Here is a 14,658-nt window from a genome sequence, read left to right as displayed (position 1 = left end):
ACATCGTGAAAACCTTGCTAGATTCACGCGCAACGATGTTGCTTTAATGCCGCAATAAGCCGCATTTAACGAAGAGCATCCACCCTATTGTTAAGTTGGTGAAATTTCACATGCCCGATCGGGAGACGAAAAATACGAGCGTTCGCGACCTCTCGCTGGACCCTGTGTCTGGCTGTGGTCCCGTGGCGGGCCCCACAGAAACACTCGTGCGCCCCCTGCGGCGTCAGCTTTACGAAACCATTCGCGCGGCGGGTGTGATCGCCCGCGTGGACATCGCAAAGCAGCTGAGCATTTCGCCCGCAACCGTCACGACGCTGTCCACCGAGTTGATTGCTGCGGGATTGATATCTGAGACCGAACTGCCACGCCGCGATGGCGACAGTGCACGCGGACGTCCGCCCGTGGGCCTGCGTATCGAAGGCCGCGCGGGTGCGGTGATCGGGATCAAGATTTCCGACCGCGTGAACACCGCCGTTGTGCTCGACATGGCTGGCCAGCGGATCGGCAGCGCCAGCCTCCCCGCTCCGCCGCAACGCCGCAGCACGCAAGAGATCCTCGACGAGATCGAAACCACCGTTGATGTGGCGCTTGCCAATGCTGGCATCGAACGCAGCCAACTCTCTTCGCTCGCCATCGGAGCGCCGGGGATGGTCGACCACAAGGCTGGGCGCGTCATCTGGTGTCCCTTTATGGAAGAGGCCGACGTGGCTCTGCGCGAGATACTGGCCGAGCGCATCAACGTGCCCGTGACCATCGACAACGACGCCAACCTTCTGGCGCTGGCCGAGTTGTGGTTCGGTGTGGGGCGCGAACTCGACAACTTTGCTGTGGTCTCCATCGAACACGGCGTGGGCATAGGCTTCGTGCTGAACCAGACGCTGCAACGGGGCGGCATGGGGCATGGTATGGAACTGGGCCATATCAATGTGCAAATGGATGGCGCATTGTGCCGCTGTGGAAAGCGCGGATGTCTTGAGGCCTATGTCGCCGACTATGCCTTGGTGCGCGAGGCCCATGTGGTGCTCAACCAGCCGACAACGGGCGAGGCCATTCCCTATAATGACATGCTTGAGACCATGTTCGCCCGCGCCAAAAGCGGCGACGCGGCGGCCAAGGCGATCTTCTCACGCGCGGGCCGTTATCTGGCCTCGGGGCTGGCGAATATCGTCACCCTCTTCGACCCCGCCCTGATCCTGTTGTCGGGCGACCGTCTGAGATACGACTATCTCTACGCCGAGGAAGTGCTGACCGAATTCCGCGAGTTGACCCGCAAACCAGGCCGCCCGCCGACACCCGTTGAGGTCCATGCGTGGGGCGATTTAATCTGGGCGCAGGGTGCTGGGGCTTTGGCGCTCGATCATGCAACGGAGATACTTCTGGGATGATCCGCCCTGCCCTGATTGCCGCGCTTGCGGCCCCCCTCCTCGTGCAACCCTTGTTCGCCAATCCAACCGTCCGTTTCACCGATCGCTCCGACACCCTGCCCGCGCACAGCTACACGGGCGGCTGGGAGCATTTTGTTGGTGGCGGCGTGGCGGTGCTTGACTGCAACGCCGACGGTTTGCCCGACCTCTTTGCCGCAGGCGGCGACAACCCCGCGCAACTCATGGTCAACCGTTCCACGCGCGGCGGTGCGCTCTCCTTCGCCGCAGCGCCCCTGCCCGAAATTACAGGCGTCACGGGCGCCTATCCGCTCGACATCGACAGTGACGGACATCTTGACCTCGCGGTGTTGCAGGTGGGGGCGAATATGCTCCTGCGCGGCGGGCCTGATTGCACCTTTGAGGACGCAAGCGCGGAGTGGGGCTTTGACGGCTCGGACCGCTGGACCACCGCCTTCGCGGCCACGTGGGAAGGAGGCGCGGATCGCCCTACCCTGTTCGAGGGCAACTACGTCAACCGCGACATTGAGGACGGCCCGTTTGAGGCCTGCGACGCCAATGCGCTGCACCGCCCGCAAGCGGGAGGTGGCTGGACGCGCACCCCGCTAGAGCCAGGCTTTTGTGCCCTCTCCGCGCTCATCTCGAAGGGCGTCCACCCGCACCCGATGCTGCGTATTTCAAACGACCGCCACTACTACGTCAAAGGCGGCTACGAGCAACTCTACGACCTCACCGAGAACCGCTTCCTCGGTGACGAGGACGGATGGCGGCGGGTCTCTTTGTGGGGCATGGGCATTGCCGAGCGCGATATCGACGGGGATGCTGTGCCCGATGTGATGCTGACCTCCATGGGCGACCAGCTTCTCCAGTTCGGCACGCCTGATGGCGGCTACACCGACGCGCCCTATGACATCGGCACCTATGCGCACCGCCCGCATCTCGGAGATGACGGGCGCGCCTCGACGGGGTGGCATCCCGCATGGGGCGATCTTGATAATGACGCGCGAGTGGACCTCTTCATCGCCAAGGGCAATGTCGAACAAATGCCAGGCAATGCCGCTCGTGATCCCAACAACCTGCTGCGGCAGCGCGAGGACGGGCGGTTTGACGAGATATCCATCGAGGCGGGCGTGGCCTCTATGGCCAAATCCCGCGGCGCGGGGCTGGTCGATCTCAATGGCGACGGGCGGCTTGATCTGGTGGTGGTGAACCGTGGCGGGCCGATGGAACTATACGAGAATACCACCGAAGGCGCGGGGCAATATCTCGCCATATCGCTCAAACAACCCGCCCCGAACATTCGCGCGGTCGGCAGCACAGTGGAAATCCTCACCAACCGCGGCCTCCAAGTGCAGGAAGTGACCATCGGCGGCGGCCATGTCTCGGGTGCGGCGGTGCCTTTGCACTTCGGTCTGGCCAATGCGGTCAAGGCGCAGTTGCGCGTGACATGGCCCGACGGGGAGCAAAGCGACTGGGGGGAAATCACCGACTTCAACCGCTGGATCGAGTTGACCCGCTAGGGTCGCCTACCGCTCGAAGGGCAATCCCGAGGGCACCTGCTCAGGCACGCCGAGACGTTCAGGCTCATCCTCCAACGCGTGTAGAAAGGCCACCAGCGCGTCGACCTGTTCGGCGTTCAGGGCGCGATCCTCAACTTCGATGGCGGCGAGAATGGCGGCGCGCTCGCGCGGGTCATCCATGACATCCCAATCGCCCTTGCCATACACGTCCACAATCTCGGGCATCGTCACCCAGTCCCGCTGCCACGCCTCGAAAGCCGCGTGCGGGGTGGCGTGGTCGGAGACGAATTCCCACAGGTCCGCATAGGCTCCCGTGTGCCCGTAGGGCGCGGTCAGCGTCACATTGCGCAAGGACGGCGTGCGGAAGGCGTAGAGATCGTCGGCCCGCCCCGTCACCAGAAACCGCCCGAGGTCCGCCGTTCCCCGCTCGAAGGGCAAGGTCTTGCCCGGCCCGAACTGTGGTTGGCCCATGGCGTGGAATTCGTGATCAGTCTGAAGCGGGCCAGAATGGCAGGAGGCACAGCCCGCATCGCCGTAAAACAGCTCCGCCCCCGCAAGCGCCTCCTCCGAGAGCTCACCCTCCCCGCGCAAATAGCGGTCAAAGGGGCTGTCGTCGGCACGGAACTCAAAGGCCATGAAGGCGGCGATGGCGTTGGAAATATCGGCAAAACGGATTTCGCGACCTTCGGCAATCTCGGGGAAGGCCCCAGCGAACATCTCTACATAGGTGGGGATCGCGGCCACACGCTTGGCAATCAGATCCCACGCGCCACCCTCGTCCGAAAAACGCCCCTTGCGCACGGCTTTGGAAATCTCGTTCTCGTTCACCTGCCCCGCCATTTCATCAGGCGACAGCACGGGAAAGGCAGCTTGCGTGGCGAGAACTCCCGACACCTCGTCAAAGAAAGGGTCTTCTATAGGCACACGCAGGGAGCCGTCAGCGCGGGTCTCCACCCGCCCGTCATGGAACATCGCGCGGTATTCCAGCGCACCGAGGTTATAGAGCGTAGGCGAATTGCGCGGGATACGTGCCTCGGGAGGATTGTCAGGATCGCCCACACGCACAGGCCCCAAACCCACGCCCCCCTCGCCCATGCCCAGAGGCAGACCGTCCGAGGTGCCGTGCTTGGGATGGTGGCAGGTTGAACAAGAGATATTCTTGTTCCCCGACAGGATCGGATCATAAAACAGAAGCTGGCCCAGCCGCGCCTGATCCATATCCACCACCATGAAATCCGCATCCGTCAGCGGTGCGGGAAGACGCGCGGCGCGCGGGTCATCGGCCGCCGCCGCACCGCCAAAACAGGCGAGAGCCGCGAGCGCGGCGGTCAGCCTATTTGCGGGCGTATTCGACATAGGCAAAGGCTCCGCTGTCAGGCGACCACGACGGCACGTTGATCGTGCCCTGCCCGCCAAATAGCGAAACAAGCGTTTCGGGCGTCCCACCTTCGGGGCCGATCAGGCGCAACTCCACGTCGAGATCGGGCGGATGCCCTTCCGTCCCCGCAGGATAGGCGAGGTAGACCACCTTGGCCCCATCAGGGCTTGGATGCGGGAACCAGTTGACGCGCTCGTCGTCGGTCATCTGCTGCGCATCACTTCCATCCACGCGCACCCGCCACAGGTCGGACGATGGCCCGCCCCGCTCCGAGTTGAACCAGATCCACTGCCCGTCAGGCGTATAATCCGGCCCGTCATAGTGGTGGTCACTCTCGATCACGCATGTCTCCGTGCCGCCCTCAATCGGACAGGTCCAGATACCGAACCGCCCTTCACGCATTGCGGTATAGGCCAGTGTGCGGCCATCGGGCGAAACACCATGCCACCAGCTCGGCGTCTTCTCCGTAACGCGCACGGGATCGGCTACCTCTGCATCAAGGTCCATCGTCCAGATCGACGACCCACCACCCATCGTATGATCGGAGATAATGAGCGTGCTGCCATCTGGCGAGATGCCGTGGTCATTGTTGAGTTTGATCAACAGCCCCGTGTCCACCTCGTCAAGCGCGGGTGCATCCAGTTCAACCCAGAACAGTCGCCCGCCGCCGTTGACGATCAGTGCCTCGCCATCGGGCGTCCAGTTGGGTGCCTCAATGTGCATATCTGTTTCGAGAACGGGAAAAGATGCCCCCTCCTCGAAGTCGTAGATCATGATCCGCGATGTCCAATTGGCCATGCCTGTCCTCCCATATGCCCCTTCCGCGACGGTCGCGGGAGGTGGCGGAACGGGCGCGCGGTATTCGCGCGCCCTTCCCTGATGTCACAATCCCTCGGGCGAACCTACGCGCCTTCAGGGCGATATTCAAAGCGCGAGAAGGTTGCTTCCTTGCCCTGCCCCGTGATGTCCATCGCATAGACGCCGACGAAAGCCCCCGTGAAGGAACCATGCTCGCCGAAGCCCGCCTCGTCGGAGATCAGCGTCGCATCCTCGTCGCCGCCGATCTGGACCCAGTCGCCATCTTCCTGCTTGTAGAAGAACCGCACGGTGGCGTGGTCGACTTCCACTTTCAACTCGACCGCCCCGTCTTCGATGGCGAACTTGTCGTCGAGCCACGTCAGGTCATTGTGCTGCCAGTCGCCCTGACAGGCCACAAGCTGCACGCAACGCCCGATCTCTGGCTCATAGCCCACCAGAAGTTTGTAGAACTTGTGAGTGTTGTAATAATAGGTCAGCCCCGCCGCCTGCTGATAGGTGTCGGGATCATAGCCTTCCGCCAGCGTGGTCTCGACGGTGAAGGTGAAATGCTCCTGACGCCGCGCCACGAGGCTGTTTTCAAACCACGAGCCGAAACTCTCCCGTCCGATCATGTGCAGCCCGTCATCGACATAGAACAGGCGTTCGGGATGCGGGTGGCGCAACCATTGGAAATCCTTAGGCAACTCCGTGCCCGCAAAGTCGTAGACCGAGGCGCGCGGCGGTGTTGGCTCGACATCGGCTAGCCCCGGAAGCTCGACACGCGGGACCATGCCGCCCGTCTCCAGATAGAGCCAGTCATCACGCCAGACGCATTTCTCGATGCCCGTCTCACGCCCCATCGGACAGTAGAGCGCGCCCACGCCCTTCTTCTGGATCGGGCGGCCCATCAGGAAGGTGTGATAGACCTCGCCATCAGGGGTCTCGACATATTGCCCGTGGCCCGTGCGCTGGATCGGGCTGTCGATGATCGTCACATCCTTGGTCGAAATGACGTGCCGATCAGGGTGATCCTCGTAAGGCCCCCAGATCGACTTGGACCGCGCCAGCGTGACCGCATGGTTATAACCCGTGCCACCTTCGGCGGTGGTCATGTAGTAATAACCGTTGCGCTTGAAGATATGCGGCGCCTCGGTGAGCCCGTGCGCCGTGCCCGGATAGACGTTTTTCACCGCCCCCGTCAGCCCCGTCTCGGGCGACCATTCCTGCAAGAGAATACCATCGAAGGAAGAGTGCTTGGGATTGCCGCCCGTGCCCGCCCCGCGATGGTTCCACTGCATGTTCAAGAAGTATTTCTTGCCGTCATCATCGTGGAAGAGCGACGGGTCGAAGCCGCTCGAATTCACATACCACGGGTCCGACCACTCCCCGTCGATGGTCTCGCAACAGGTGATGTAGTTGTGGGCGTCCTTGAACTTACCCGCCAGACGTTTGACATCCGTATAGACCAGCCAGAACTTCTCCCCGTCATGGCTCAGGCAAGGGGCCCAGATGCCGCAGCTATCGGGGTTGCCGCGCATGTCGAGCAGGGCCTCACGGTTGAGTGGGCGGCTCACAAGCTCCCAGTTCACAAGATCGCGCGAATGGTGGATCTGCACCCCTGGATACCACTCGAAGGTCGAGGTCGCGATATAGTAATCATCGCCCACACGAAGAAAGGACGGATCAGCGTTAAAGCCAGGAAGAATAGGGTTGCGGATCATGCGTGCTCCTCCAGCGATCTGCATATATTTTCGGGCAATCGGCCCGCACACACGGGCCTGAGCGCGCGTGATCTGAGGCATACTGCCCCATCAAAAAGCGGAGCGCCACAGGTTGCAGCGCTCCGCGATTTAATTTTTTCGAGTCTCGAAATTAATCGAAAACCTAGGATTCACCGCTTTCCTCAGAGGACTTGGCCCAGAGGTTGATTTTCTCCTCGTCCGCGTATTCGTCAATCAGCTTCAACTCCTCTTCCGAGAACTCCAGATTGCCGACGGCACCCACACAGTCGATGACCTGCTGCGGCTTGGAGGCACCGATGAGCGCCGTGGTGATCCCGCCCTCGCGTAAGACCCACGCAATCGCCATCTGCGCCAGCGTCTGGCCGCGCTTCTGGGCAATATCGTTGAGCTTGTTGAGGTTCTCCACTGTGCGATCCGAAATGAATTCGGGGAGAAGCGACTTACCTTGTGTGGCGCGCGATCCTTCGGGAATGCCGCCGAGATACTTGTTGGTCAGCATCCCTTGCGCCAGCGGCGTAAAGGCAATCGACCCCACACCCAGTTCGCGCAGAGTGTCTTTCAACCCGTCACGTTCGACCCAGCGGTTGAGCATGTTATAGCTCGGCTGGTGGATGACGCAGGGCGTGCCAAGCTCGTTGAGGATACGCACAGCCTCGCGGGTGCGGTCGGAGTTATAGGACGAAATCCCCACATAGAGCGCCTTGCCCTGACGCACGATGCTGTCGAGCGCGCCCATGGTTTCCTCAAGCGGCGTGTCGGGATCGAAACGGTGCGAGTAGAAGATATCGACGTAATCAATCCCCAAGCGAGTCAGAGACTGGTCGATGGACGCCATGAGATTCTTGCGGCTCCCCCACTCCCCGTAGGGGCCATCCCACATGTAGTAACCCGCCTTGGACGAGATGATCATCTCGTCGCGCAGCCCTTTGAAGTCTTCCTTCAGGATCGAACCAAAGGCAAATTCGGCACTGCCTGGAGGCGGGCCGTAATTGTTGGCGAGATCGAAATGGGTGATGCCGTGGTCAAAAGCGGTGCGCAGGATTTCGCGTTTGAGATTGTGCGGCGTGTCGCCTCCGAAGTTGTGCCAAAGGCCGAGCGAAATGGCGGGCAGCTTGAGGCCCGAATTGCCACAGCGGCGATAAACCATTTTTTCATATCGGTCGGCGGCGGGGACATATGGCTTCATTGAACTTCTCCCTTATGCATTTGGTGACATTCTAGCGCATCAATGGCCTGCGGCCACTGGTGATTGCGCCCACCCCTTGCGCAGGGCGGAAAACACGCAGGCAAATGACGGGAAACGCAGCGCATGAAAAAGCCCGCCCCGATATCGGGACGGGCCAGCAATGTGGAAAGTCAGACCGCCTTAGCCCAGAAGCGCGTGCGCCTCTTCGGGAGTGACGGGCGCAGGACGTTCACAGGTCGTGGTCATCGCGACATTGGTGTTGGTCTCGCCCGACTTGAGGATCGCAGTCAGCACCTCGATCACATGGGTGGCAAGCTCAATCGAACAACGATGCGGACGCCCTTCGACGATAGCCTGCGCCATGTCAGCCACGCCCGCGGTGCGGTAGTTGGCGCGATGGATGGGCTTGTCGAAATCGTGGTTGAGAATGGAGAACGGATGATCCCACTGCTCCTCCACAACTTCCTCGCAGTCGGTGCCGATAGTGGTCACTTCCCCGCCGAAGAAGTTCGGATCAGGCACGTAGATCGCACCCTCGGTGCCGTAAAGCTCCATGTTCTGATGCTTGTGGCCCCAGACATCCCACGAAAGCGTCATGGAGATATTGGCACCCGAAACAAACTCGACCAGCGCGTGAACATTGGTGTCAACAACCACGTCCAGCACCTCACCCTTACGCGGGCAATCGGTGGTGATGGTGCGCTTGTCCTTGCCCTTGTTCGACATCGCCGTAACCGACTTCACCGGTCCGAGCAGCTGCACGAGGTTGGTGATGTAATAGGGTCCCATGTCGAGCACAGGACCGCCGCCGGGCTGGAAGAAGAAGTCGGGATTGGGGTGCCACATTTCCATGCCAGGCCCCATGAAGTGACAAGTGCCGGAGGTGATCTGACCCAACTGTCCGCTGTCGATGATGTGACGTGCAAACTGGTGCGCGCCGCCCATGAAAGTGTCGGGCGCGGAGCCAACGCGAAGACCCTTTGCTTCAGCAAGTTTGCGAAGCTCTTCGCCCTCTTCGAGGCTGAGAACGTAGGGCTTTTCCGAGTAGGCGTGCTTGCCATTCTCCAACGCGCGTTTGGTCACTTCAAAGTGGGCCGCGGGGATCGTCAGGTTGATGATCAGATCCACGTCATCGGCCGCCATCAACTCGTCAACGGTGATTGCCCGCACGCCCTCGTAATCGGCTGCGCGCGCCTTGGCCGCGTCCATGTTGATATCAGCCACAGCGCGCACTTCGAGCGCTTTGAAGTTGGGGGCCAGATCGAGATAGGCCTTTGAGATGTTGCCGCATCCGATGATGCCAACGCCTAGTTTTTCCATGTATTTTCTCCCTTAAACGCGACTTAGAATTTGCGCGCGTTGGCAATGGCGGTCTTGGCGAAACGTGCGTGATCGGAGGGGTTGTCATGCTCCATCACGAAAATCTCCGCCGAGGTGTGTTCCTGCACAGCAGCCCAGATCGCAGGCCAGTCCATCGTGCCCGTGCCTGCGTCGGCCCATCCGCCTTCGTCCTCTTTCTCGCCTGCGGGGGCGAGATCCTTGACGTGGATCGCGGTGATGCGCTTGCCGTATTTCTTGACCGTCTCGACGGGGTCCGCCCCGCCGCGCACGACCCATGCGATGTCCAGTTCGACATTGATGTGATCGCCCCCCTCAAGGATCAGATCCTCGGGAAGCTCACCTGTCGGCAGCGCCACAAATTCAAAGTCGTGGTTGTGCCAGCCGAATGTCAGCCCTGCCGCTACGATCGGCTCGCCCGCTTTCGCAAGACGCTTGCCGAACGCGCGCCAACCATCGGCGTCCGTGGGACGCTGGTCAGGCATCAGGAATGGCACATAGACATGCTCGATGTTCAACTCGCGGCAGATTTGCAGAACGCGCTCGGGGTTGTCCTCCACCATATCAAGCGCGAAGTGGCCCGATTTCATGTGCAGACCATTCTTGGCCAGACGCTCCTTGAGCGCGTCAAGCTGGTCGAGCTCGTTGTAAAAGGCGCCATAGCCTTCGCACTGGGCGTAGCCGAGATCGCCGATCATATCGAGCGTCTCCTCCTGTCCCCAGTTGCGCGAGCTAAAAAGCTGGTATGAAAAGTCGGTCATAGTTCTCTCCCTTAAACGGCCACCGCGAGCTTTCGCGGGGCCAAGTCTACCTCTTCGACACGCGCGTTTACGCGAGCCATGTCTCGTAATCCGACACGAGTAGATGCGTAGGATCAGTGTCTTCGTCTATTGTGGAAAACCGCCCAATAGGTTCGCGGAATATGTTGTCGGTGCGGTCGTCATTGACGTTGGAAACCTCGCCAATGAGAACCCGTCCGCCCTCGCCCCAGAACGCATGCCAGTGCCACGGCTCAAGCGTCACGCTCTCGCCGGGTTCCAGCACGAGATGCTCGCCCGCCTTGAGCCTGCGCATCCGTCCGTCGGTCAGCACCTCGACAGGCGCGGACGGGTCGCAGGAGCCATCCTCTGCGCGGGTGAACAGCTCGATAACAAGCCGCGCACCACCGCGATTGATGATGTCCTCGGTCTTCTTGATATGATGGTGCATCGGGCTGATCTGGTTCTCGTTGGAAATCAGCATCTTCTCGGCGTAGAGCATCCCCATGCCCTTGGCCACATTGGCCTCCGAGCCGTTGCGCACGGTAAAGAGAAAGAGGCCGAGATCCTCGTAATTCCCCTGACCGTAATCGGTGATGTCCCAACCCAACATATTGTCGCGCACCATCGCACCACCCGTGGCCACATAGTCCTTCAACCCCTTCGGATCGAGGTAGGCAAAGGGCGGCATGACGAAGCCGTGGCTGCGCATGAAGGCATCGCTTTCGGCGATGATCTCGTTGACGATAGACCGCTTCATTTTGCGTCTCCGTAGGTGGCGGAATGCAGATCACGGATCGTGAATTCCGGTGTGGTTTCCGTGTCTTTCGGCGTGAAGATCACTTTGACCTCCTGTCCGGGAAGAATGGTGAAAGCATTGGTCGAGAAACGTCCCGCAACACTCGCCTCCAAGGAGACGTAAAGCGCCAGAGCCTGCGCCGTGAGTGTAATCTCATAGCCCCCTTCAACCGCCTTCACATCATGCGCGATCTTAGGCGCGAGAAGGTCGTAGGCTTTCCACGGCTTCGGCGCGTAGATATCACCGCCATGCGTGACCTCACCATCCTCATCCATGGCCTGCCACGTGAAGGCATAAACCTCGTCATCGGCCAGCAGGTCTTGCTCCAGCGACAGGAGTTCCAATGCCTTCGTGGGCCATGCAGAAATCGTCGCATCCGCCAAGGGACGCGTCTGCCCTGCCATGTTCACGGCAGCTACCTGCACGGCGACATCGACGTTTTCCGCACCATCATTGATGACCTTGAACACGTCCTTGCCCTCTTCGGGCGCCACCGTCACCAGCACGGGCGCATAGAATTTCTCCGCCATGTGGTGCAGCAGTTTCCACCCGCCGCCGTAGTCGAGCGAGGCCCACGAACATACGGGCCACGTGTCGTTGAGCTGCCAGATCAGCGTTCCCATGCAATGCGGCTTGAGCGAGCGCCACCACGACACGGCAGTCTTGATCGCAAGCCCCTGTTGGACCTGACTGAGATAGACGAAATTCTCGAAATCCACGGGGAAGCGGAAGTAGCGGAACATCGTTGCCGCGATCCGCTCATTGCCGCCCACGTTCTTCTGATGGCTCTCCAGAACGGGCGCCGCGATGTTGCGATCTTCAGGGCCGCAGAAGCTCTCGATCACATTGTTTGACGGATAGCTCTGGAACCCGAATTCCGAGCAGAAACGCGGACGCACGTCGCGGTAATGCGCGAACTCGCGGTTCTCGTGCCAGACCGACCAGAAGTGCATATCGCCCGAGCTGTCATCATGCCACGCATCGCCGAAGTTGAGCGGACCAGACGAGGGTGAAGAGAACCACCAGTTCGCCGTCGGATCGACCTCCTTGAGCGTCGTCTGCAAGGTGCGGTTAAGACGGTCATACATGATGAGATAGAGGTCGCGGTTTTCGATGCTTTCCTTGAACCACGTCAGCGCACCGACCAATTCGTTGTCGCCACACCACAGCGCCAGACAAGCGTGGTGATGCATACGGCGCACGTTCTCGCGCACCTCCTGCTCGACGTTTTCGAGGAAGGCCTCGTCGGAAGGATAGAGATTGCAGGAGAACATGAAGTCCTGCCAGACCATCAGCCCCATTTCGTCGCACATGTCATAGAACCATGTCGGCTCGTAACGTCCCCCGCCCCAGACACGGATCATGTTCATGTTGGCGTCAACAGCCGACTGCAACTGGTCGCGCACCGCCTCGCGGTCAATGCGCCCCGAAAGCGCATCAGCGGGAATCCAGTTGGCCCCTTTGGCGAACACGTCGCGCCCGTTGACGCGGAATTTGAAGCCCAGCCCGTGATCGTCCTCTTGCGTGACCAATTCGATCTGGCGCAAGCCGATCCGCTTCTCGATCACATCCTCGGCGAGACGCACTTCGAGATCGTAGAGAGGCTGCATCCCCTGCCCTGCGGGCCACCAAAATTCGGGCACCTCGACAAAGAACTTCGCCTGCGCCAGGCGGCCTGCGACTTGAACCTCGCGGGTGCGGCCACCGAAAGCCATCTCAACGGTATCACCCTCGGCATCGCCCGCGATATGGGCGGTGACGATCACCGTCACACTGTCGCTCTCGATATCGTGGTGCTGTTGCTCGACCATGACGTGATCAAGGCGCGCGGCCTTCTTGGGCTCGATGGAAAGCCCGCCCGTGACGCCAAAGGGCGCCAATGCAATGTTCCAGTCCCAACCGAAATCACACTGCGGCTTGCGCACCATATTGCCGTTCTTGATCGGCACGGTCCCGTCCTCGCGATCCGCGATCCCCGGGATATGCCATTGCTGCGCCGCCTGACGCGCGTTGGCCTCGCTCACAATCGAACGGAAGCGCAACTCGATGTCGTTTTCTCCAACACGTGCCACTTCCGACAGATCGAGACGCCATGTGCGAAAGGCATTGTCGGCCTCCAGAATGCGCATGCCGTTGACGAAAACCTCGACCACCCCGTCGAGACCCTCGACGAGCAATTCGACGCCCGTTTCTTCCAGCGTGAAGGTAGACGTGGCTACCCAGTCGCGCTCGGCGATCCAGCGCAGGTCATATTCGTTGCGCCCCCAATAAGGGTCCGCGATCTTCCCTGCCGCGTGCAACGCGCTCACGGCGTCAAAGGGCAAAGTGACAGGGACGGAATATTCGCCCGCATCATCACGGAAGTTCCAGTTATTGTGCAAATTCAATGGGTAAGACATGGATATCGTTTCCATTAATGCGCAGCCCGCGACAGACCCGAAAACGTCAAAGGTCCGACGCGTACCTTGAGTTTGACCTGCCCGCAGGCTTGATCAATCACGCGGTAAGACTTGGTGACATCGCAGCGCCCATGACGGGGACGACACGACATCGGTGGTGTTTTGGTGCGCGGCTCTTGTGTCAGTTTACCTGATCTTCTCGCCAGAGTTTTTTGGGTCTTGCACGGGGGCACGCTTCACACGCCCCCGCAATTGATATGGCAACCCGTGCGGCTCAGAGCCGCTCTTCGGTCGCTTTGTCGAACATCGACGCCCGTACGGGATCGAAGCCGACGATCAGCTTGTCACCCGTTTTCACATTCGCCTGACCATCGAGGCGGATGCGGAACGGAGTGCCTTCAACATGGGTCCAAACCAGAGTGTCGGCGCCCATCGGCTCGACGATCTCGGCGGTGACTTCCATTTGGAACGGCTGATCCACACCGACATAGACATGCTCGGGACGAATGCCAAACCATGCTGGCCCACCCGTTTTGCCCGCGGGCGTAAATTCGTAGCCCTTGAGGTCGATTTTTAGATCACCTGCGGAGAACACGCCACCGTCGACGTCACCTTCGATGAAGTTCATCGACGGCGAACCGATGAAGTCGGCCACGTATTTGTTGCGCGGCTTGTCATAGATGCCATGCGGCGTGTCGAGCTGCTGGATCAGACCATCCTTCATGATCGCGATACGATCAGCCAGCGTCAGAGCCTCGATCTGGTCGTGGGTCACGTAGATCATGGTGTTCTTGAGGTTCTGGTGAAGCTGCTTGAGCTCCACACGCAGATCGGTGCGCAGCTTGGCATCGAGGTTGGAGAGCGGCTCGTCAAAGAGGAACACGTCCACGTCCCGAACAAGCGCGCGACCAATGGCGACACGCTGGCGTTGACCACCCGACAGAGCGCCGGGCTTGCGGTCCAGAAGCTCTTCCATCTGGAGGATTTCGGCGGCACGCGCCACCCGCTTCTCGATCTCGTCCTTGGGAACGCGCGCGTTCTTGAGGCCGAAGGAGAGGTTCCCCCGCACGGTCATCTGCGGATAGAGCGCGTAGGATTGGAACACCATGCCGATGCCCCGCTCCGAAGGTTCCGCCCAAGTGACGTTCTTGTCACCGATGAAGATCTGGCCGCCCGAAACTTCAAGGAGACCCGCGATGCAGTTGAGCAGTGTGGATTTACCGCAGCCCGAGGAGCCGAGCAGGACGAGGAACTCGCCCTTCTCGATGTCGATGTTGAGGTTCTTGAGCACCTTCACCGAACCGAAGCTCAGATCGAGGTTACGCACAGATACGGAAATGTTGTCGTTTGTCATATGT

11 protein-coding genes are annotated in these 14,658 nt (G+C 60.4%); 2 read left to right on the top strand and 9 right to left on the bottom strand.

Translation table 11 applies throughout. The features are described from left to right. Positions 1-110: 110 nt before the first annotated feature. Both ACN0SC_RS07880 and ACN0SC_RS07875 read left to right on the top strand, forming a co-directional pair. Positions 111-1,385, top strand: coding sequence for an ROK family protein (locus ACN0SC_RS07880; protein ID WP_417249115.1), 1,275 nt, complete (start codon positions 111-113; stop codon positions 1,383-1,385). Beyond that, a complete protein-coding gene (locus tag ACN0SC_RS07875) occupies positions 1,382-2,902 on the top strand; it encodes a CRTAC1 family protein (RefSeq protein WP_417249114.1) in 1,521 nt (506 codons plus the stop codon). The genes ACN0SC_RS07880 and ACN0SC_RS07875 overlap by 4 nt, the downstream gene beginning before the upstream one ends. 6 nt (positions 2,903-2,908) lie before the next feature. Here the strand turns inward: ACN0SC_RS07875 and ACN0SC_RS07870 are convergent, their stop codons facing one another. The 9 genes from ACN0SC_RS07870 to ACN0SC_RS07830 all read right to left on the bottom strand — a co-directional run bounded on the left by ACN0SC_RS07870 (position 2,909) and on the right by ACN0SC_RS07830 (position 14,654). Further along, positions 2,909-4,258: a cytochrome-c peroxidase gene (locus ACN0SC_RS07870; RefSeq protein WP_417249113.1), complete on the bottom strand. Its 1,350-nt coding sequence runs from the start codon at positions 4,256-4,258 to the stop codon at positions 2,909-2,911. Then, positions 4,236-5,078, bottom strand: a complete 843-nt coding sequence (locus ACN0SC_RS07865) for a TolB family protein (RefSeq protein WP_417249112.1) — start codon at positions 5,076-5,078, stop codon at positions 4,236-4,238. Before ACN0SC_RS07865 ends, ACN0SC_RS07870 begins: the two co-directional genes overlap by 23 nt. A 104-nt stretch (positions 5,079-5,182) precedes the next feature. Beyond that, the gene (locus ACN0SC_RS07860; protein ID WP_417249111.1) at positions 5,183-6,799 is read right to left on the bottom strand and encodes a glycoside hydrolase family 43 protein; all 1,617 of its coding nucleotides are present in this window, start codon (positions 6,797-6,799) and stop codon (positions 5,183-5,185) included. A 163-nt stretch (positions 6,800-6,962) separates the two neighbouring features. After that, positions 6,963-8,006: an L-glyceraldehyde 3-phosphate reductase gene (mgrA, locus tag ACN0SC_RS07855; protein WP_417249110.1), complete on the bottom strand. Its 1,044-nt coding sequence runs from the start codon at positions 8,004-8,006 to the stop codon at positions 6,963-6,965. A gap of 180 nt (positions 8,007-8,186) precedes the next feature. Further along, positions 8,187-9,326, bottom strand: coding sequence for a Gfo/Idh/MocA family protein (locus tag ACN0SC_RS07850; protein ID WP_417249109.1), 1,140 nt, complete (start codon positions 9,324-9,326; stop codon positions 8,187-8,189). A gap of 23 nt (positions 9,327-9,349) precedes the next feature. Further along, positions 9,350-10,105, bottom strand: a complete 756-nt coding sequence (locus ACN0SC_RS07845) for a sugar phosphate isomerase/epimerase family protein (protein ID WP_417249108.1) — start codon at positions 10,103-10,105, stop codon at positions 9,350-9,352. Positions 10,106-10,172: 67 nt separating this feature from the next. After that, positions 10,173-10,862: a D-lyxose/D-mannose family sugar isomerase gene (locus ACN0SC_RS07840; protein WP_417249107.1), complete on the bottom strand. Its 690-nt coding sequence runs from the start codon at positions 10,860-10,862 to the stop codon at positions 10,173-10,175. Beyond that, positions 10,859-13,300 (bottom strand): beta-mannosidase, encoded by a 2,442-nt coding sequence (locus ACN0SC_RS07835; protein ID WP_417249106.1) that lies wholly within the window; start codon positions 13,298-13,300, stop codon positions 10,859-10,861. Before ACN0SC_RS07835 ends, ACN0SC_RS07840 begins: the two co-directional genes overlap by 4 nt. Before the next feature lie 274 nt (positions 13,301-13,574). Then, positions 13,575-14,654, bottom strand: a complete 1,080-nt coding sequence (locus ACN0SC_RS07830; protein ID WP_417249105.1) for an ABC transporter ATP-binding protein — start codon at positions 14,652-14,654, stop codon at positions 13,575-13,577. Positions 14,655-14,658: the final 4 nt, after the last annotated feature.

Source organism: Celeribacter sp. (genome assembly GCF_048261515.1).
Lineage (GTDB): Bacteria > Pseudomonadota > Alphaproteobacteria > Rhodobacterales > Rhodobacteraceae > Celeribacter.
Note: the sequence above shows the minus strand (reverse complement) of the source record. Positions and strands in the feature narration are given on the sequence as shown.